This window comes from Leptospira ognonensis, assembly GCF_004770745.1.
Lineage (GTDB): Bacteria > Spirochaetota > Leptospiria > Leptospirales > Leptospiraceae > Leptospira_A > Leptospira_A ognonensis.
Genome location: NZ_RQGD01000008.1, coordinates 20,337 through 39,876 on the forward strand (window position 1 = coordinate 20,337; position 19,540 = coordinate 39,876).

At 40.1% G+C, this 19,540-nt stretch carries 15 protein-coding genes; 5 read left to right on the forward strand and 10 right to left on the reverse strand.

The annotated features are described in order from the left end of the window. Window positions 1–91: 91 nt before the first annotated feature. Entirely contained in the window at window positions 92–391 is a 300-nt protein-coding gene (locus EHQ58_RS02020) for a hypothetical protein (RefSeq protein WP_135621673.1), read from the reverse strand. A 285-nt stretch (window positions 392–676) separates the two neighbouring features. On the opposite strand from EHQ58_RS02020, the gene EHQ58_RS02025 reads away from it, so the two are divergent. Beyond that, complete coding sequence (locus EHQ58_RS02025) at window positions 677–2,482, forward strand: Ig-like domain-containing protein (RefSeq protein WP_167883506.1); 1,806 nt, start codon at window positions 677–679, stop codon at window positions 2,480–2,482. On the opposite strand, the gene EHQ58_RS02030 is transcribed toward EHQ58_RS02025, so the two are convergent. After that, on the reverse strand, window positions 2,483–2,842 hold the full coding sequence (locus tag EHQ58_RS02030; protein ID WP_135621675.1) for a hypothetical protein: 360 nt from the start codon (window positions 2,840–2,842) through the stop codon (window positions 2,483–2,485). Window positions 2,843–3,044: 202 nt separating this feature from the next. On the opposite strand from EHQ58_RS02030, the gene EHQ58_RS02035 reads away from it, so the two are divergent. Next, window positions 3,045–4,538: a PAS domain-containing hybrid sensor histidine kinase/response regulator gene (locus EHQ58_RS02035; protein ID WP_135621676.1), complete on the forward strand. Its 1,494-nt coding sequence runs from the start codon at window positions 3,045–3,047 to the stop codon at window positions 4,536–4,538. A 131-nt stretch (window positions 4,539–4,669) separates the two neighbouring features. On the opposite strand, the gene EHQ58_RS02040 is transcribed toward EHQ58_RS02035, so the two are convergent. Continuing rightward, window positions 4,670–5,878, reverse strand: coding sequence for a glycosyltransferase family 9 protein (locus EHQ58_RS02040; RefSeq protein WP_135621677.1), 1,209 nt, complete (start codon window positions 5,876–5,878; stop codon window positions 4,670–4,672). Window positions 5,879–5,968: 90 nt separating this feature from the next. Between EHQ58_RS02040 and EHQ58_RS02045 the strand changes: the two genes are divergently transcribed. After that, window positions 5,969–7,561, forward strand: a complete 1,593-nt coding sequence (locus tag EHQ58_RS02045; RefSeq protein WP_135621678.1) for a glycosyltransferase family 39 protein — start codon at window positions 5,969–5,971, stop codon at window positions 7,559–7,561. A 31-nt stretch (window positions 7,562–7,592) separates the two neighbouring features. On the opposite strand, the gene EHQ58_RS02050 is transcribed toward EHQ58_RS02045, so the two are convergent. The 3 genes from EHQ58_RS02050 to EHQ58_RS02060 are packed head-to-tail and all read right to left on the reverse strand — an operon-like array spanning window position 7,593 to window position 12,873. Continuing rightward, window positions 7,593–10,169: a family 16 glycosylhydrolase gene (locus EHQ58_RS02050; RefSeq protein WP_135621679.1), complete on the reverse strand. Its 2,577-nt coding sequence runs from the start codon at window positions 10,167–10,169 to the stop codon at window positions 7,593–7,595. Beyond that, window positions 10,166–11,761: a hypothetical protein gene (locus EHQ58_RS02055; protein WP_135621680.1), complete on the reverse strand. Its 1,596-nt coding sequence runs from the start codon at window positions 11,759–11,761 to the stop codon at window positions 10,166–10,168. Before EHQ58_RS02055 ends, EHQ58_RS02050 begins: the two co-directional genes overlap by 4 nt. Further along, the gene (locus EHQ58_RS02060) at window positions 11,761–12,873 is read right to left on the reverse strand and encodes an SGNH/GDSL hydrolase family protein (protein WP_167883507.1); all 1,113 of its coding nucleotides are present in this window, start codon (window positions 12,871–12,873) and stop codon (window positions 11,761–11,763) included. Before EHQ58_RS02060 ends, EHQ58_RS02055 begins: the two co-directional genes overlap by 1 nt. 325 nt (window positions 12,874–13,198) lie before the next feature. Between EHQ58_RS02060 and EHQ58_RS02065 the strand changes: the two genes are divergently transcribed. Then, window positions 13,199–14,818, forward strand: a complete 1,620-nt coding sequence (locus EHQ58_RS02065) for an NHL repeat-containing protein (protein WP_135621682.1) — start codon at window positions 13,199–13,201, stop codon at window positions 14,816–14,818. A gap of 59 nt (window positions 14,819–14,877) precedes the next feature. Here EHQ58_RS02065 and EHQ58_RS02070 read toward each other — a convergent pair whose 3' ends face one another. The 3 genes from EHQ58_RS02070 to EHQ58_RS02080 form a co-directional block, all read right to left on the reverse strand. Continuing rightward, the gene (locus EHQ58_RS02070) at window positions 14,878–15,756 is read right to left on the reverse strand and encodes a helix-turn-helix domain-containing protein (protein ID WP_135621683.1); all 879 of its coding nucleotides are present in this window, start codon (window positions 15,754–15,756) and stop codon (window positions 14,878–14,880) included. A gap of 141 nt (window positions 15,757–15,897) precedes the next feature. Beyond that, window positions 15,898–16,341, reverse strand: a complete 444-nt coding sequence (locus EHQ58_RS02075) for a YHS domain-containing (seleno)protein (RefSeq protein WP_135621684.1) — start codon at window positions 16,339–16,341, stop codon at window positions 15,898–15,900. A gap of 149 nt (window positions 16,342–16,490) precedes the next feature. Further along, window positions 16,491–17,111, reverse strand: a complete 621-nt coding sequence (locus tag EHQ58_RS02080; RefSeq protein ID WP_135621685.1) for a Pr6Pr family membrane protein — start codon at window positions 17,109–17,111, stop codon at window positions 16,491–16,493. Window positions 17,112–17,241: 130 nt separating this feature from the next. Between EHQ58_RS02080 and EHQ58_RS02085 the strand changes: the two genes are divergently transcribed. After that, window positions 17,242–18,093, forward strand: a complete 852-nt coding sequence (locus EHQ58_RS02085) for a hypothetical protein (protein WP_135621686.1) — start codon at window positions 17,242–17,244, stop codon at window positions 18,091–18,093. Here EHQ58_RS02085 and EHQ58_RS18680 read toward each other — a convergent pair. Further along, window positions 18,094–19,540: phage tail protein (locus EHQ58_RS18680; RefSeq protein ID WP_167883508.1), on the reverse strand; the 1,447-nt coding region annotated here is incomplete at its 5' end.

Consider the following 19,540-nt stretch of genomic DNA (forward strand, 5'->3'; position numbering starts at 1 on the left):
TCAAGACATTACAAAAGATCATCTTGACATTTATCAAGGCATATCTTGCAAATCAGCCCTCCCTTCCGAGGGCAATGGGGAAATCATGGAATTAAGCTGCTTTCACGAACTTAGAGGCGAACGCCCTTCTATCGTAAGCATATTGAAGACGAGCCATTTCGAGTTTTTCTAAGGATTCGTTTACATACTTTGTAATCGTCTTGCCCTTTCCAATCAATCGGAATAGATTGCGGTTGCTTTCAGAAACCGGAAGGGACACTTCCCAGCAGATCTCCTCCTCAATGGCGAGCAATTGTTCGATCGCTTCCGAGTTTCCTAAACTCTGTGTTCCTTCCTCGAATGCCAACGAGAGTCCATAATATTCTTCCAGGAGTGATTCTACATATTCCATAACTTAACCTCTATATTTAGAAGTTTAACGCAGTGGTCGGACAAATCAGAATGCGGACCGTCGCGATGAGGAAAAAAATGTGAGAATAAAATTTAATTAAGTTCTAGGTCTGTGAAAAAACGCGGGATTTTGTAAATTTATTTCCACATTCGGGACATAGTTTTTCAACTGCTTCTCTCCGCTTTCGTCAAATAGTCTATGCTCGCTTCCCTAACTAGCGAAAACAAACCATCTGTCTCAATAAATCGTAATGAAAATACGAAACTAATAAGAGACCCTCGTCCCATGTTAAAAATTATTACTTCATTTATGGTCATTGGACTTTTGACGAGTGGCTGCATGCTTTACCCCCTTGTGTCTCCATCCTCATCTGGCGGAGGCAACACTTTACTTTCGTTAATCGGTCTTTTAGCTCCACAAGAATCATATGCGTTTAAGGTAGAGTCTGTTGTGCCCGAAGAAGGAAGCACAGCTGTTAAAATCAATGCTGCGATTCAAATCGAATTTTCGAGCGTACCAAGTGATTCTTCCTTAGAAGAGGGATACGTATCTGTCACTGTCGATGACAATGTTGTTGAAGGAACATTTCAAAAAAGAAATCGTTTCATCACTTTTTTACCTTCAAATAATTTATATATCAATCGCACCCATGAAATTTTTGTTTCACCAGCGCTCCTCGATAGCATGGGAAAATCTATCGAAGGTGAGTTTAGATCAAAATTCGTCACCCAAGATATTCCCGATATCACTTCCCCGACTGTTTCCTCTGTCTCTCCGAGTCTGAGTGCGACCAATGTGTCTTTAAATTCTCCGATAACCATTAATTTTTCTGAGGCACTGCTGGCTAGCTCCGTTGATGCAAATGCGATTACCGTTTCGATAAATAATGTTTCGGTTCCAGGCACAACTACGCTTTCTGGTCAATCGACAATACTTTTTGTACCTTCTTCCAATTGGCCCGCCTACGCACTGGTAAACGTTGTCGTAAATACTTCCGTTAAAGATTTAGCATCTAACTCTCTTTCCACGGAATATAGTTTTTCATTTAGAACTATAGATACTGGAACGGTAACAATCCTCGCAGGATCGAACGCAGGCATTTCTGGCAATGCAAATGGAACAGATACGGCTGCAAGATTCCAAAATCCAAGCTATCTAACATCTGACAACGCCGGCAATCTCTATGTTACGGATACTGACAATTGTTCTGTAAAAAAGATTACGAGTGCTGGAGTCGTTTCCTTTTTTGCAGGCTCAAATTCAGGTCTATGTGGTTATGTTAATAATGCCAGTGGACTCGCGAGTCGATTCAATTTTCCACAAGGAATTGCCATTAATTCTGCCTATTCTCAAATCTTTTTAACAGACAAATTTACTCACTCGATTCGAAGAATATTAACGACTTCTACCTTTACCGTTTCCACGAATAACGGAAATAATGCGAGTGCCAATACCAATGGATCTGGCACTACCTCCAGATTTTCCTATCCCGAGGGAATCGTCCTTGATGCGGCTGGCATCATTTATGTATCTGATACTGGAAACTGTTCGATTCGTAGGATATCAGGAACGACCGCAAGCACTCTTGCTGGCACCGCACCATCATCCGTGGGTGTCTGTGGTTACGTAAATGCTACAGGCGGAACTGCCAGGTTTCAAGCTCCCAAAGGCGTCGCTGTAGATTCATTTGGAAATGTGTTTGTTGCCGATTCAGGAAATTGTGCCATCCGTAAAGTAACTTCTACTGGAGTTGTCACTACATTCGCTGGACCAACAACTGCTGGAAATTGTGGCTTTGCGGACGGAACTGGAAGTAGCGCACGATTTAATAATCCGCAAGGCATCGTGATCGATCCTGATGGAAATCTTTATGTGACAGATACAGGTAACTGTGCGATACGGAAAATTACTTCTGCCGGAGCTGTATCTACATTCTCAGGTGCATCTCCTCCCACAGCCATTTGCGGAAATGTCAATTCCTCACTACGTGCATCTCGTTATAATAGTCCGAAAGGGATCACGAGAGATCCGAATGGGAATCTTTATGTTACCGACACTTTAAATCACGCGATTAAAAAAATAGTTCCTTAATTATTTATTGGAATCTGATGTTGGTGGCGCTGCTTGGTTGCAATCTTCCACAATCCATGTTTTTCTCGTGAGAGAGAGTGTCATTCCACCTAACGCACTCACTAGTCCATCAACCCAAGTAGTGTTTTGTGATAAACGATAACTCTTTGATTTGGAAGGGAATAATTCCTTTTCATCCATTTTATTAATGGGATACGCTCCCCAAAACAAATACCATTGGGAATAATTTCGTTCCCCATTGCATTTTTTTTCCCAGCCTTCTAACAGGATGGCTTGGTCCGCATACGGGCTTTGAAATCTGTGTGTGATGCAATTTTGAAACATAAAGAGGAAAATAAAAAGTATGATTTTGTGAAACATTGGATACCTAATCTTATATATTTATGTATCGGTAAATAAAGATACTAACATTCTATTTAAAATATTTTCATAGATGGAACGAAAGGAAAAAGGTATTGCTTTTTAATTGAAAAAATTCATTAATTATGAAATATAATTCAATCTAGTGCAAAATTAAAATAGTAAAATTGAAATTAGATTTAGGAAATGAAGGAAATACATTTTGAAACATGAATCTCATTTGGCGAATCTTCTTTCGCAGGCACCTCTATTTTTTTTCGAAGTAGACCTAGATTTAAATTTCATTTATTTAAATAAGGTGCAGTCAGGCTTTACCGAAGAGCAGATTCTCGGAAAGTCTGTCATTGAGTTCGTTCCTCCCGAATATAAGACAAGTTACAAACAATTCTACCACTCCGTCATAGAGACCCGTCAATCAGGACATTTTGAAATCAAAGCAGAAATCCAACCTGGAATCTTTGGCTATTATCAATTTACTTTGGCACCGATTTTCAAAGACAATCGACTCACGAGTCTACTCGGAATCAGTCAAGATATTACCGATCAAAGAAACAATGAATTTAAAATGAAATCGATGCAAATAAAAGCGGAAAAAGAGAGTTTATTAAAAACAAACTTTCTCGCCGAGATGAGTCACGAAATACGAACACCGCTCAATGGTGTCACTGGATTTGCCCAACTGTTATCTCTGTCACTACCTGAATTTGCAAAAGACTCTCCCGAATTTGAAAAGATCAAAAAATATATTTCCGGAATGAATGCAGCATCAAATACACTTCTTGAAATCGTAAATAATATTCTAAGTATCACGGAAATCGAATCCGGAAAGAGTTCCTTAAATTTAGTAGATTGTGATGTCATTGATCTGATCAAAAATACGAAAGATTCACTGCTGTTATTTGCAGAAAAAAAAGGGATCAAAATTGAAATTGATTCAAACTTACAGCACCAATTCGTAAAAATGGATAAAGGGAAATTCTTAACTATTATGAATAACCTGATAAACAATGCGATTAAATATAGCAATGGGGGGACGGTCTTAGCCTCTGCAACTCTCCAAGAGAACATGCTTACTATTTCTATAAAAGATGAGGGAATCGGAATCAGCAAAAATGATCTAGAACGAATCTTCAAGCAGTATGAACGCTTAGAAAGTGGGTATACTCAATTAAATGAAGGATTTGGGATCGGACTCTCACTAGTGAAAGGGTTATGCGATGTTATGGGTGGAGAAATATCCGTTCAATCTGTCCTAAATGAAGGTTCGACTTTTACAGTTCGGATTCCTGTCTCCTTGTCTGAAACGCCAACACATAAAAAAAGTGAGTCTCGTGTAAAAACATATCAGAGGGCATTAATAGTCGATGACAACCAAGCCAATCAAATGATACTCAAAGCACTATTAAAAAAAGCTGGAATGCAAAACTCGGAAGTCACCTCTAGCGGTGAGGAAGCCTTAGAAAAAATAAAGGAGTTCCAGCCGGATATTGTTTTTATGGATCTATTTATGCCCAATATGGATGGATTTGAGACCATTGAATTGATGCGAAAAACGAATCTAAAGGCACGTTATATCATCGTTAGTGCAGATGCAATGGATACGACGATACAAAAAGCGATCGCATTAAACATTGAATATATGACAAAACCAGTAGTTTTCTCGGTGCTCAATTCGATGCTCAACTCGCAACCTTAAAGCGAGGAATAAATCACTAATCAGCAACGCGTCCAAATATTTTTATTGAGTCGGTGACCTAACATACTTTCGAAAGCCACAGGAATTTTCTGCTCACTAAATTGGAAACGATTTCATACTGGCAATTTATTCTAATTTTTAACAATGATTTGTCTATAAACGAGATCCACCGTTAAGGCCTGCAGGCACTGATTGTCTTTACAAGCAGATTGACGATGGTTATAAGCGGAAACACAAGGGCTGCAATGATAATTGGCATACAATACCTCAATGTTTTTTCCTAAGGGTTTATAACAAATTGGCGTTTCTGGACCGAAAAAAACAAGCGTGCGAAGATCCGTGAGAGAAGCAAAATTAGGAGGACCAGAGTCATTGCTTAAAAGTACATTTGAGATATTATAAAGATCGATCAACTGTCTTAGTGTAGTTTTACCAGCAAAATTTATACAGCGATCTGAATTGATCGATTCTCGGATTTTTTCTGCTCTCTCGTATTCAGATTGTACACCTATGATAAGTATGCATACATTTTTATCTTTTAAAAGACGGATGGCTGTTTCAATAAAGTTCTCAGTAGGCCAGCGTCGAAGTGGAAGTAAATCACTTGCGTTTGGGTTCAATAAAATAAGTTTCGTTTTTGGTGTTATACGAAGGTTTTCATTGCGCAGCTTCATAAGCATGATCTTTCGATCAGCACTACTAGATCTGATTTTTAATGGTTTGATATCAGTTTCTGGAATGAACCTCTTTGGAAGGGGAATCATCGCTGGATCTTCCTCCAATGCATAGACAAGAGCAAGAAAATTATAGCTAATATGCTTGGTATGATTGTAGATTACTTTATGTGTCTGCAAGGATCCTCTATACAATCCCTCCATATGAAAATTATTATAACCAACTCGTCTACTCGCACCAAACAGATAACTAAGAATGCTGCTCAATCGGGAAAATAATTCTAGGTCCAAGATCGCATCAAATTTATGAGAACGCATCAGCCAGATCATCTTCCAAATTCCCTTTGCAAAGCCTAAAAAAGATTTGGATGTAACGGTAAACACATGGTCTGAGTCCACTACTCCCATTAGGTGTATGCTTTCCTGCATTTCTTGAAAGATGAAATAAGAGATCTCAACACCTGGAAATAATTCTTTTGCTTTGAGAATCGAGCTATAAGCAGAGACACTCGAACCCATTTCTGATATCTGTAAAAAAAGAATTTTTTTTATGGGACTGGCTTGTCTCCGAGAAAATGGTCGTAGACAAAACACAAACAAGGAAAGTAAGAAGCAGCATGGTATACCCAACCACTTATCGAGGGCTCGCATAAAATTAACGCCCATATTTGAAGCTCTGAAAAAAAGTTGAGAAATAAATGGTGTTTACAAAAAGATGCTGCACTGTGCTACCTTTAATAAAGTTCCTTTGTTATAATGTACAAGCCATCTTTCTTTCGAAATAGCTTAATCGTCATTGCCCTTATCTTAGGCATTTACTTTCGTTTTGAACATCTTGAAAAGAAGTTAATTTGGCATGATGAAATTGGCACCTGTTTGTTTTCTGCAGGTCTAGGCATCGACGAGTGGCAAGGTGCGCTGTATACCGCAGACTTATATTCTGCCAAAGCTGTTCGCGAGATCCAAAGTATGAATCCGAAAGGCATTCTAAGTGTCATTTCGAGTTTAATCCAAGATGATCCTCAGCATCCACCACTCTACTACATAGCCGCCGGAATTTGGACTCACCTTTTTGGTGATGGCATTGCTACCCTAAGAATGCTTTCAGCTCTTTTCAGTATGCTCTGCTTTCCTGCAATGTATTGGCTATGTAAGGAACTGTATTCTAAGTCCCAAATAGCTTGGACAGGGGTTGCCCTCATTGCGTCCTCGCCCTTCTTTGTACTCTATGCCCAAGAAGGACGAGAGTATACGCTATGGTTTGTACTCATACTTTTTTCCAATGCTGCCCTATTACGGGCGATCCGATTAACAGAAACAAATGTCAGACGATCCGAAAGAACCAAGGCATGGATACTGTTCTCATTTATTACTACTTTGGGTCTCTACACCTCCCTTGCGACTGTATCGATGATGTTTGGACAGGTTTTATATATCATACTTCGCGAAAGATTCCGAATTACAAATGTTAGTTTAGAGAGTTTTGGTGCGTATTTGGTCACCTCGATTCTATTTTTGCCATGGGCTTTGGCTCTCCTACTTAGATGGGAGGCATTTGAGATTTCCATGGCTTGGTCAAAAATCATTCACATACCTGTGCAGAGCCTTTTGGAGATTAATGCTTTAAACATCAGCCGTACTTCGATCGACTTCTGGCCTGATCGCCTCTACGGAGGCATCTTGACACCTATTGGTATAGGTGTAGCAACCGTAATTGCAATGGGATCTGTACTTTATCTTATTAGAGGAACAAGCTTTAAAACCACGGGACTTGTGCTAACTTTAATTTGTGTACCTTTGATGATGTTACTCGGACCAGACCTGTTCTTTGGAGGAATACGTTCTGTTTCCGCAAGATACATCGCTCCCAGTCTCATTGGCCTCGAGTTATCTTTGGCTTACCTGTTCGGTATGAAAAGAGAAAGAAAGGACTCGATCTGGGAAGGTGCTTTGTGTTTGGTTCTTTGTGTTCGTCTTGCCAGTTGTTTTCATAATTCTGAACAAGAAGTCGTCTGGACAAAGGGTATTAGCTATAACCTCCCTCAGGCGGCACAGATAATTAACGCTGCACCAAATCCACTTGTAGTCGGAAACAGGGAAAGACACCATCCAGGGAACTTACTGGCCTTGAGTCATTTGCTAAAATCCTCTACTAAAATGCAGTTTTTGACTCCTGCCGTGACAGAGAATGCTGATTACAGGCTTCCTAATAATTTTACAGTTTTTTTATACAGTCCTGTTGAGGAGTTCCGTTTGGCTTTAGAAAAACGCGAACACATCCGCACCAGGTTGCTATTACAAGACCTACACCTTGAACTATGGATCGTCGAGAAAGACACCTTACCATAATTTTGCGCTCGAAAACATTTTTTAGAATCTGTTATGGCGATTTTGGTGCTTGCATCCAATTCGCATTTTTACGCCATTCTTCTGTAGGCGAAAAAGGAAACAAATAGTCAACAAATGTGGACAACCAAGGAAACTGGGCAGGCTTCCATTTATAAATTGAAACTGACTTAAACTCTGCTCCCATTGCCTCTTCTGTGGGGATAAATGGACCTGCTAACTCGACGCTGCATGTCGGCCAGGTGTTCATGTAAAAACGCATGGGCAAATGAGGAATGGGTGTTGGAAATCCTTCCTTCCTTCTATGGATCAACCTATCATCTACAAACCAACGAATTTCCTCTGCGTCCCATTCTAACGCATAACGGTGATAATCCCTTGCTGCATCAAAACCTAAGTCTACAAGAACAGGTGTTCCGCGATATCCGTAATTATATAGATCTCCTGGATTGCCAGGATTATAATATACATTCAATAGAATTTTTGTTGTATCTCTGCCTATAAACTCCATATCAATTTCCTGCCAAGGATCAAAACGATAAAGAAAAAAAGCACTTACTACCCCAGATGTTTTGGAGGGTTTCATCTCCACTTCAAAACGACCATACTGAAAAAATGAATCTGTATTTTCCTTGGTCGCCATCGAACCAGAAGAGAAATCCTTTCCACCTAACTTTTCTTTACGAAGGATCATATTCACACCTCCTTCGGGTATAAGTGTCACGTTTTGAGGACGGAAAACGGCTTTATTGCAAAAAAACGTAGAATCAAGAGTATCCCAGAATTCTGAATCGATCGCCTTTAAATGATCCTCGCGAAAAACCCTGTAACTTCCAGTTCTTTTGGACCAGCCTACTTGTTTTCCGTTTGAAGATTTGTTGCAATACCATGGTATTTTGCTCGGAGAAACAATCCATGGATCTGTGTCATGCTGCAATGCCTCACATGAGCTGGGGATCACCGGTAACATGAGTTGGGGCGTGTATGTTACACCCAAATACAATAATCCGATTAAAATAATCCATATAAGGACACGAGTAGGTTTCTTAAAGAAGCTTAAAAACCGTTTCAAATTCATACGTATTCCTTCGAGAAGAGAGGAAAGCCTAAGACTATCCTTGATTCCAAGTATTGGGATTCCATGTATTTCTCCTACCTTAGTTTTTGATTCCTGTGCTCGTGGTGCCCTTGCAACTACGTGCCAGTATTTTCGATTTGTAATAAAATCTAATAATCCAATAAGAACGGCTGTTACATCCAGATAAAATGCAACGGGATAAGTCACAACTACCCAAATAAAACTGCCAACATGAAGCTGCTTAAAGCCATAAAGTCCAGCTAACAATACAATCAAAGGGGCACAAAGTCCGATCAGTCCGAGAGCCTGCAAAGAGTTTGGAATAGGTAGGATTGCTTGGCTAGGATCCCAGGCGATTAGCGCTATGAGTAGGTTGATCAGAATTAATATGGCTGGAAAGATCCAAGCAAAAACAATTAATATCTCCGAGATTCGGCTTGCATATCCTTGGGAGCGCTGGGTGCCAGTGATCATTTTTCCGAGAATCATACTCGATAAAAATGCCGCAAATTGTGATAAAGGTGACATCCCCTGGATGAGAATCAGTCCGATATCTAAATGGAGGGCAAAAACAAAAAGCGCGATTAAATAATGAATCCCATGAAAGAGAAACTGGATGCGATCCCGAGAAGAAACTGGGGCGGAAACAATTTTCGTTATATGATTAAAAAAAGAGCCTGTATGTCCATTCGCCCAGCGTCTTCTTCGGGCAATGAAGCTATACATATCTGGTGAAACTTCTTCATTGGAGCCGAAGTACGGATTGTAAATACACTTCTCCCCTTGCATGAGAATTCGATAACTAAATTCTACATCTTCCGTTAAACAGGTGCTCATCGGATTATTTTTCAGGAGTTCACTTTCCATTACAACAGTCGTTCCGGTAATAAAAAGTGTCAGGTTTAGGTGAGTAAAAGCCACATTAAATATTTCACATCCAATGTGTTGGTGTAGAGAGTCCCAAAGTTGGAAAAACCCCGTGGTCGAAAGTGCGCCACGTCTTCCCTGAATGATTCGAGAGTTACTTTCTTTCAAAAGAACTAATGATGATCGAATCCATGTTTGGTGAGCCTGATGGTCACTATCTAAAATCGCTAAATACTCGGTGTCTAATTTTTCTGCGATCCAGTTGATCTTTTCACTTTTGGCATCATCACCCGTAAATGCCACGAACAAGCGGTGAGGACCTTGCTGTGAAATCTCGATAACGGAAACTGCTGCTTCTGAAAAAGATACACTGGGAAAAGCAGTCGACAAAAACTGCAGCGAAGAATCAGCGCGATCTTTAAGAAGTAAATAGATGGAAAGCGGGCCTTGGTGGTCCTGTTTTAGTGCGGAATGGATTGCCCTCAAGGCAACCTCACCTTCGTTACGTGAAGGGATAAGCACTGCCACGGAATTCTGGGGGAGCTCATCGAAAGCTCTTCCCACCCTCTTAGCTCGTAAAAAAACAATAACACAAAAGTAATGCGCGAGTGAATATAACGAAAGAAAACCGAGCAAAACAATACAAATCCAAAGCAGGGAATTCATTCCGTGGGATTTCCTGTCTGCGTATATCCAATATGCCTTAAGACATCACCACGCACTTGCCTCTCTTCCTCGGTTAATGGCGAAGATAGGCCCCAGATCAGACACCCATAAGCAATTGAGACGATAAGGATCGCCATAGGAAGGATGATCTTATATTTGAATGGCCCGAGTAGTTTAGTGAGACAGAAAGAAACAGCACCAAAGCAGAGGAACCAAAGCAGTAAGAGGAAGTAACCGCGCATCAATGTGTCCATGCTAACGAGAAGTGTGGGTGCAAAGTATCCTTCAGCCATTGCTGGCAGGACAAGTTGTCCAATGGGTGAGGAAAAATGTTCTGGAAAAAAAGGTGTGAGTGAGATGCTCAGAAATATTGTCGTTAACGAAAAAGATGCGACGCAGAATAGAATGAAAGTATAGATTCTTTTATTTTGATTTTCAGAAGCAAAAAATGAAACACCGTTCGCAAAAGGAAAAATAAAAATCAAAACACAAGGAAGAAGATGCCTAGCGGCCGCACTCCAACCCGCCTGCCAATCGGAAAACCCTGAGGCAAACCATAAGTACAAAATGGCTAAGGTTACATAGGGAAGAGAACTACCTTTTGTTTGACGCTCCATCTGTCTTAATCCGAGAGGAATGAGCAGAAGAATCGGACTGTAAAACAAAATTCCTCTCTTAGTCCCGATTAGGATTCCCCAAAGCGATTCGAAACTTGGGATCGAAATCCCAAAAAAACCAGCTTGGTGAAGCGAGCCGTGCCACCAATCACTCTTAAAAGCATAACCCGTTGTGAAAGGAGATCCGAAGGCTAACTGATGATAAATGAGACATGGCACGAGACCTAGAAAAAAAGTTCCAACAAACAAAAAAAGTTGGAAGGGCGAAAAGCGACGAAAAGCCATGCTCACAAAAATAACCAGACCGACGATGGCTGTGGGATATTCGATGGTTGTCGCCACAGCTAATAAAAAACCAGCCAAGGCCACATTACCAGAGGTTTGTCTAAGATTCTGATTCGGAACCTCTATGGTTAGCATCCAGGCAAGGGCAGCAATAATGCCCGCAGGCACATGTCCAAAAAAAACTCCCGAGTAGGTAAGGATAGGCGTGACAAGCGCAAACAAAAGAGAAATCTCAATCTTATATCGTGGCACAGGTGTATAACGATTTAAAGCTAGAAAAGGAAACAATCCAGCGGGCAGTACGATGAGAAACCAGGTCATTAGGTGACGCAGCCCCCAGTAACTCGGAGAGGTTGTGTTACCCTCTCTTGGTAAAATCAGATCGGCAATGCAAACGATCGGTACGCCAAGAAATGAGAGTCCAGGTGCCTTATCTGAATAATTCTTCTGATCGCGGACAGAGCGGTCAAAGGGAGTACCGTAAACAGGGAGGACTGGATCAATGGAAACCGATCCATACTTGGCTAAGGATACGGCTAGCTCGACTCGACTCTGCTCATTCGGACTTCTACCATGAGTCGTGCCGCCAGCAATCATAGTGTAGATAAAAAGTACGATCGCGATTGCGACCATTTGTAAAAATGTAGTAAAATGCATGATGAAAACCGATTTATTAACATTCTCACTCATCATTTTGATAGTTCTTGGGAGAGGTAGCGTGTTAACTCTTCTCCCACTAACCGGTGTACGGCTAAAGAAGGGTGTGCATCATTCCCGTTCACGATGCGATCTGAGATTGGCAGATCTTTAAATAAAACGGATAGATCCATGGATTCGATGTCTTTGCTTTTCAAATAGCGAGTGATCTTATCTAAATAAAGCTTGTGGCTCAGTTCAATTTCTAACATTAAGGGGAACAAAACGACAAAGAACTTGGTATTCCTTGCCTTAGCATAGCTATTGAATGCTACAATCTCATTCATATGCTCAGTAAATATTAAGTCATCTGCATATGCCTTTTCAATATATGTTAAATATCCGTTTACCTCCTGGCTCGGGATCATCCAATATAAGTAATTGAAAAGATAGGACCCTCTAAGGATCCAGCGCGTAAAAGCATTCAGCTCTGCGTATGGAGAAAATCCCTCACCATCACCTCTCATCCCAAACTTTTTGGCAATATGGTCAATATCATTTCCGTAATATTGTAGAATGATGATATCAGGATGAATGCCACTAGATTCTATGAAATTTTTTACGGAATCAAATTCGGATTTTGTATCCAAACTAGTTTGTGCTAGATTGATGACTTGAATGTTTTCATTTATTTTGGAAAGGTTTGTTCTTACTATATCTGGAAACCTGTCCTCAATGTATTTGATTCCTTGGCCAGCGGCAAAAGAATCTCCCGCAAAAATGATATTGGTTTTTTTATTTTTCACGGGTTCCAAATCCCGAGTCCCGTAAGAATTGAAGGGCTTCCAATACCGATCAAACCACAACGCATTCGCAAGTGAATATCCAATGCCATGCGTACGCGGTAGGAACATAAAGAAAGCCTCTAGAAGCAGCAATGTAAAGATCACAGAGACCACACATAGTCCCATATTTTTTACGAGTTCGGGAGGTTTAAAAAAAGAGAGACAATACTTGAAGGATAAGATCATTTCGATGGCTAAGATGAAGATCATCATCAAGCGTAAACCCATGGTCACCACATGCAAGGGCAGATGTGGAAATTCTATGATGGCTATGATCATCACGGCCATCAAAAAGAAACTATAGGTGATTCTCATTTTCATTTACTTACCGGCTTCATCGAGGACTCATGTTTGCATTGCAATCTGATTTCCTGAATGGAGTGCGTCTAGTCCGATTTATCATAATCCCTACCTTTCGTTAAATGATCGTTTCCTTTGGTGGATGCCTGTGAAGAAGGACACATCAGATGAGACCAGAGGGATGTACCTGTCAGACAAAGGAATTTTTGATGTTTTTGTCAAAAAATTTGTGTATTTAGGCCCCATCCATTGCCAAGAACAAGATTTCACGAAAAATGATGACCAAGTATTTTCTTTCAATTGTTATTTATGATAGAATCCGAGATATTCCTTTCGTTTTTTTTTTATGAAAACAAATGTATCCTTTTTTTCCTTTATGTTTTGGCTCGTTTTGGGTAGCTTTTTGAATTCATGCAAAGACCCTGATTTTCAAAATGCATGCGATCTCAATTCGAAGATCAATCTTTATTCAAATGTGATCAATGCAGTTTCTGGAAATGGAAATGCATTTTGCACAATCCCTCTGCCGCTCCTCTCTCCGAATGGTCAGTCTAGTGATCCAGCGAGCACGATATCCCTTACATACTCTAAATCAAGTTATGTCTATTATACAGACCATAGCATTTCGAACATTCCTGAGACCAAAGGCACACTAACATCTTGTACCATTAACCCCTCCCTTCCCATTGGCCTATCCATTAACCCTAACACTTGTGCCATCACGGGAACGGCGACGGCACAGACAAATACGACTGCATATGAAGTAACGGCCGCAAGTTCCGATGCGATTGTGAAAGCTACCATTTCCCTTCGGATCGCTGGGTCCTCTTCGATTCTGGTTTATGGACAATTCGGATCCTTCACCTGTTCAATCCCAAACAATAATGGTAGCTGTAGCGGAGGGAGCGTTTCGGCAAATAACTTTAACGTACCAACAGGAATTACAACGGATGAATCTGGTACACTGTATACAACTGACTTCTCGAATTCGAGGTTACTCTCATTTCCTAAAGACACAATCGTAGCAACAACTGTTTGGGGGCAATCCGGTAGCTTTACAACGAATGCTTCGGGAACTGCCGCAGGCAATCTCAACGGTCCGAGCGGGGTTGCAATTGACAAAAATGGCAATGTTTATTTGGCAGATTCGACGAACAACCGTGTGCTGTATTTTCCGAAAGGCAATACTCTGGCGACTCGTGTTTATGGACAGCTTAATGATTTTACCTGCGGTGCAGTAAATAATAACGGCGGTTGCACTTCAGGCGTGGTCTCTGCAGATTCCTTGAATGGTCCCTCTTCCGTCGCACTTGATTCAGCGGGGAAAGTATATATTGCCGATTCCGGCAATCACCGAGTTCTTGTTTTTCCGAATGACGGAAGCATCGTTCCTATTGCCGTTTACGGTCAGTTTGGTTCTTTTACTTGCGGTGTCCAAAATCAGTCTGGTATTTGTTCTCTCGGCCCTCCCCCTAGTGCCAATAATTTAAATTTCCCTACTAGTGTAGCACTCGATCGAAATGATAATCTATATATTTTGGATACTTCAAATCATCGGGTTTTGTTCCATCCAAGCGGATCCACAACTGCAAGTAAAGTTTATGGACAAAATGGATCTTTTTCCTGCGGGCTTTCCAATAACGACGGATCTTGTTCAAGTGGTGGTGCTAGCGCATCCAATCTAAACAATCCACAAGGTTTAGCATTGGATATGAACGGAAATTTATTCGTCGCAGATTTCTCCAACAACAGAGTTTTATTTTTCCCAGAAGCAACGACACAAACTGCGACGCGCATCTACGGTCACAATAAAAATTTTACCTGCATAGTGAATGACGATAATGGCAGCTGTGTCACTGGAACTAAATCTGCCTCTGGTTTAAACGGACCACAAAGAGTGACCATTGATTTAGAAGGAAATGTTTTTATTGCCGATAGTAACAACCATCGAATCTTGAAATATTAATCGTATGGAAATCGAATTCCATACTGTAAGTAGCTAACTTTTTTCGTGCGACGCGCGATTCATTCGGCTCTGGCAAAGCCTACGGTTTCTCTGTAATTGCTAGGCGAAATATCTACGGTGTTCTTAAAAAAACGACTGAAGTAAAACTCATCCGAAAATCCAAGTTCGTAAGCAATTTCTTTTACAGATTTCGACGTAAGGTATAATTCACGTTTTGCTTCGATGATGATTCTTTCTGAAATTAAATCCGTAATCGTTTTATTAAAATATTTTTTTGAGAGTGTACCGAGACTTCTTGAATTGATATTTAAAAGGTTTGCGTAGTCACTAAGGGAACGTTTTGCTCTAAAATTTAACTCGATTGAATCCTTAAGTTTTTGCACGAGCATTGGCTCAGCCAATTCATTCACTGAAGTCTGCTGAACGGGATTCTGACTTACTTTGATTCGAGATGCATTGATTAAAAAAAGTTTAAGATAGGAGATTATTGCCTCGTACTGGGCGATTTGTGTGGCAACCATTTCTTTCTTCATGGATTCAATTAATTTTATAAATTCTATGCGTTCTTCTTCCAATAAATACACAATCGGAGAGCTATAGGCATTATTAAATAATACTCCGTTGCAAGAAATTTCCTTATGATGTTTTAGTATGCAAAAAAAATCAGAATGGAAATGAAGAGCAATGCCTTGCAAACGGCTACTCGCTTGGATCAAGAAAGGCTGATACGGAGCAAAACACAGAAGAAGATCCTTCCGTAAATTGAACTCTGAATAATCTGCTTTGATGATCCCATCTCCCTCTAAAATGAGTAAGACAGAAAAATAATTTAGCCTTTGGATATGATCGAAAAAACTTCGGTCTTGAAATGGTAAAATTTTCAACGCTAAGTTACCGTTTTGTTCATCAATGAGAGTGAATGAATTTTTGTTTTCCATAATTTTTCTACCGGCGAAAGGAAAGACCCAACCGTTGGTGGTTGGGTCTTAGCGAAAATGCCAAATTTTTTAAAACTTTTCTATCTCTTTACTTTTGACAGTTCCAGATTTTGAAAATTGATTTGTTTCACTTTATATTCTTTACTTTAATTTTTCCGGATTCCCACCAGCTTTTTTCCAATTCGTATCTGCTTTGGCGATCATCCCTGAAACGTCTTTGTCGAACATTTTTTTCGCGTCCTCACTAGAAAATAAATAAGTTTTACCATTTGCGTAGGATGCTAGTTTGGGATTCGAACTTATTTTTTTTCCTAAGGCTACTCCCGTTGCGCAATACGCATCAAATTGTATGGCATTCACAAATTTTTCTGGTTCTTTGTCAAACGCGGCTTTAGCATCCTTGTTAACAAAAAAATATTGATGATCCTTGTACGTAGACGAAATGTTTGCGTCTCCGAAAAGTACTTTCTGAAATGAGACGTAAGCAACAGGGCAATATCCGCCCAACTTGACTTGTGTCCCATCTGCAAACAATACACTGCTCATAAGAATCAGTGCCCCGATTAGAGATTTTTTTAGATTCATGATTGAAATACCTTCCTGTCGGTTTGGATTTATGTATCCGACCTACAACTCTCATTCTAACCGAGAGGGTAAGAATATGGAATGGATGTAGATACATTTTAGATGGACTAAATTACATAACGCATGCTGTTCCGGTTTCGAAACTGCTGCTATTTTCTTTTCCCAAGGAAAATATAACCCAGGCCAAACGATAAAAATATAAGGAATAATCCAAAACTATAAGCAGAAACTGTAATCCAGCCCATTTTACCAACGTCCAAAAACCAATATGGATAGAATCCAGTTAAGCTTCCTCTAAAAAAAGTGATAAATAAGTAAACGGATGGAAATAGCAAATATGTGACTGCATCTCCGTATTTTAGATCTTTCGTATCGATAAAGAAGATCCAGTAAATTAAAAACGCGAAAGGATTCACTACATGTAAAAATTCTTGAATGATGATTTCCATTCCCTCTGGCTTCCAGGTATTTCGTATGAGTACATTATAAACAATAGCTACAATTGTAATGTAAGATAAGTTTGCCGTTGCAAATTTAGGGGACGAAAACGAACGCAAGGATGGAAACCGATTCGAAAAAATAAATCCAGCAAGCGATAAACCGATCAATAAGTTAGCTAAGATTGTGAAATAGAGTGTGATATGCAAAATCGAAAAAATAAAATAATCTTCAGAATGAAATACATAAAGTGCATACTCGGAAATTACAGAACACCATACGAAGGAGAAACAGAGATAGAGCAGTGGATATTTAAGATGGTTTAATTTCATTCCAAGATCTTATAACAAAAGGGAAAAATACAATATATTTTTTTTAATGATTCAAAACGCAAAACAGATTCTCTACAGAATTATCTCAATCCATTTGACATGGATTACAAAAAAAAATTAGTATCAACCAATGACCAGGCTACTCTCCTTCAGGATGACTCAAAATTTTTTCCTTCTCATTTTTATAATGATTCTAGCAAACAAAATTTCAGCAGATATGATCCTTTTAGATGATAATGAGGTTTTGGAAGGTAATATTGTAAATATCAATGAGAAAGAAATCATCATCAATACACCGAAAGGCGAACTAAACGTACCCAAGGGGATCATAAAAAAATACGCTGATAACGAGGAAGCAGAAAGACTTCTTAAAGAAGAAATCAAACACATACAGAGAACAGAGAAATTGGATAAAGTGAAGAAAGAAGTTAAGGAGCATGCAAAGGAGGAGATTGAAAAACAAATCGAAACTGCAACAAAAATTCATAGCCCAAAATGGACTTTGACACGATCTGCAATATTTCCTGGTTGGGGTCAAGCGGAAGCAGGAATCGCGGGCGGGACAGCACTCCTCGTCACTAGCGCTACGGGAATCGGTATTATGGCTTATGCTCACAATCTCAGCACCAATCTTCAGCAGAGTTATGAACAATCTGTCATTCAAAATCTAGCGATCGTTACATTAATTCCTAGCTCAGCAACGGTACAGGATCGTTTGGCAGCAAGCTATTTTCTAAACCAAGGTGCTTGTGATGGATGTAACCAGGTCAATCATCAAGAAAGAGATTTTCAGCAATTATTTGGAGTTTTTTACTTAGCCCAATTAGCTTATCTAGCAAACACCTTAGGCATATTTTCAGCGGCCCCCGTGGCTTCCAAAGATGATTCTTTCCATTTTGATTTCTCGGTATATCAAGATCGACCTATTCCCCAGACTGCTAAACAAACAGTATCGTCGTTTAACATAACAATCCGTTTTTAATTATTTCCAACTTACACCGTTAATTGAACCTCCACTAACATTCAATATATTCCATGATGTTGGTAGACCTGTTGCAGACGTCGCAATGGTGCCAACTCCTGAACCATTGACACCTACCGCAATAAACTTTGACTTATCGAATGTGATTCCATTCCAAATAGTTCCAGTAGTGCATCCGCTCATCGTACCATTATAGTTCCAAGAAAGACTGGACAACGAATTGTCTGAATAATCCGTTTTGCAACTTTGACCCACTGCAACTAAGCGAGTACCACCAAAAGCGATTCCGTTTGGAGAAATTGGAGTGGTATTTCCCCCAAAGATGCTTGAGGAATTATTAGTCCAATTGTTTCCCGAGTTATCCGTAAAATGGGAGGTAACCGTGGCATTAGAGCAACCGGATGCAGCGCCAATGAAAATAAGCCTTGCCGTACCCGGAATGTTGTAAAGATCTCCCATATAACCTGAAGACGTACATGCTGATCCAAAAAGTGCAGAAACGGGAGCAGTTGTAAATGCCGTCCCCGTCAAACTTCGATAGACTGATGGGGGATTTGCGCCGTTACCTGCTATAAAATAAGTCCCGTCGAAAGCGATACGAGTATAGGCCGCCCCAGATGCATTCATTCCTGAGTTGACTGTAAAAGTAATACCATGGTTCGTTGAAATGTACGTAGTTGCCGTTGGAGAGAGAATCGTTGTGCCCCCCGCAGCCACAAGAATTCCCTTCCCAAAAGTGATATCATTCATTTGACTATTACAGGTAAATCCTGTTGACTGCGTCCAACTGATCCCATCGTAAGAATAATAGGCAACGCAAGCTGTTCCAGTCCCGCCCACTGCGATATAATTCGTTCCATCATGTATGACCTTGTATAAAACGTTCGTACCTGCAATTGTTTTAGCAGTCCAAGTCAATCCGTCTAACGTATAATAAACTGTTCCTGCACTTCCGACGGCTACAGGAGAAAGCGGAGTCGCGCTGATCAATTCTGATGCTGATCCTTCTCCTCGACTATCAACAGAAGTCAAAATATAATAGTAAGTTGTCCCATTCAACAGTCCCGTGTGGCTATATGGGGACGTTACATTCAAAATTCTTGTTCCCGTAGATACTGATACAGAAGAGGTATTGGACCAATACAGATTGTACGCTGTAGTATCAGAAACTGGATTCCATGATAAAACATTCATAGCATTTCCATTGGAAATACTCAAACCTGATGGCGGGGTGGCTGTCGAGCCAGATTGGGTAGTCGAGTTTGAAAGGACATTACTATAACTAGAAATGATCAAATCACCCAATAGCCCACCTTGTGCAGTATCGAATGGTGAAATGATGCATTGGGCACAGGAATAAGAATAATTAACTATGATTATAAAGGCGTAAAATACTTTATAGAATTGGCCAAAATCCTTGGTAGCGAAAAGTATGATTTTCATTTTT

Coding starts and splice junctions, on each gene's coding strand:
- EHQ58_RS02065 (WP_135621682.1), top strand. CDS start 13,199: ATGAAAACAAATGTATCCTTTTTTTCCTTTATGTTTTGGCTCGTTTTG.
- EHQ58_RS02030 (WP_135621675.1), bottom strand. CDS start 2,842: ATGTTTCACAAAATCATACTTTTTATTTTCCTCTTTATGTTTCAAAAT.
- EHQ58_RS02070 (WP_135621683.1), bottom strand. CDS start 15,756: ATGGAAAACAAAAATTCATTCACTCTCATTGATGAACAAAACGGTAAC.
- EHQ58_RS02055 (WP_135621680.1), bottom strand. CDS start 11,761: ATGAGTGAGAATGTTAATAAATCGGTTTTCATCATGCATTTTACTACA.
- EHQ58_RS02075 (WP_135621684.1), bottom strand. CDS start 16,341: ATGAATCTAAAAAAATCTCTAATCGGGGCACTGATTCTTATGAGCAGT.
- EHQ58_RS02040 (WP_135621677.1), bottom strand. CDS start 5,878: ATGGGCGTTAATTTTATGCGAGCCCTCGATAAGTGGTTGGGTATACCA.
- EHQ58_RS02050 (WP_135621679.1), bottom strand. CDS start 10,169: ATGAATTCCCTGCTTTGGATTTGTATTGTTTTGCTCGGTTTTCTTTCG.
- EHQ58_RS02080 (WP_135621685.1), bottom strand. CDS start 17,111: ATGAAATTAAACCATCTTAAATATCCACTGCTCTATCTCTGTTTCTCC.
- EHQ58_RS02060 (WP_167883507.1), bottom strand. CDS start 12,873: ATGAAAATGAGAATCACCTATAGTTTCTTTTTGATGGCCGTGATGATC.
- EHQ58_RS02025 (WP_167883506.1), top strand. CDS start 677: ATGTTAAAAATTATTACTTCATTTATGGTCATTGGACTTTTGACGAGT.
- EHQ58_RS02020 (WP_135621673.1), bottom strand. CDS start 391: ATGGAATATGTAGAATCACTCCTGGAAGAATATTATGGACTCTCGTTG.
- EHQ58_RS02085 (WP_135621686.1), top strand. CDS start 17,242: ATGACCAGGCTACTCTCCTTCAGGATGACTCAAAATTTTTTCCTTCTC.
- EHQ58_RS02045 (WP_135621678.1), top strand. CDS start 5,969: ATGTACAAGCCATCTTTCTTTCGAAATAGCTTAATCGTCATTGCCCTT.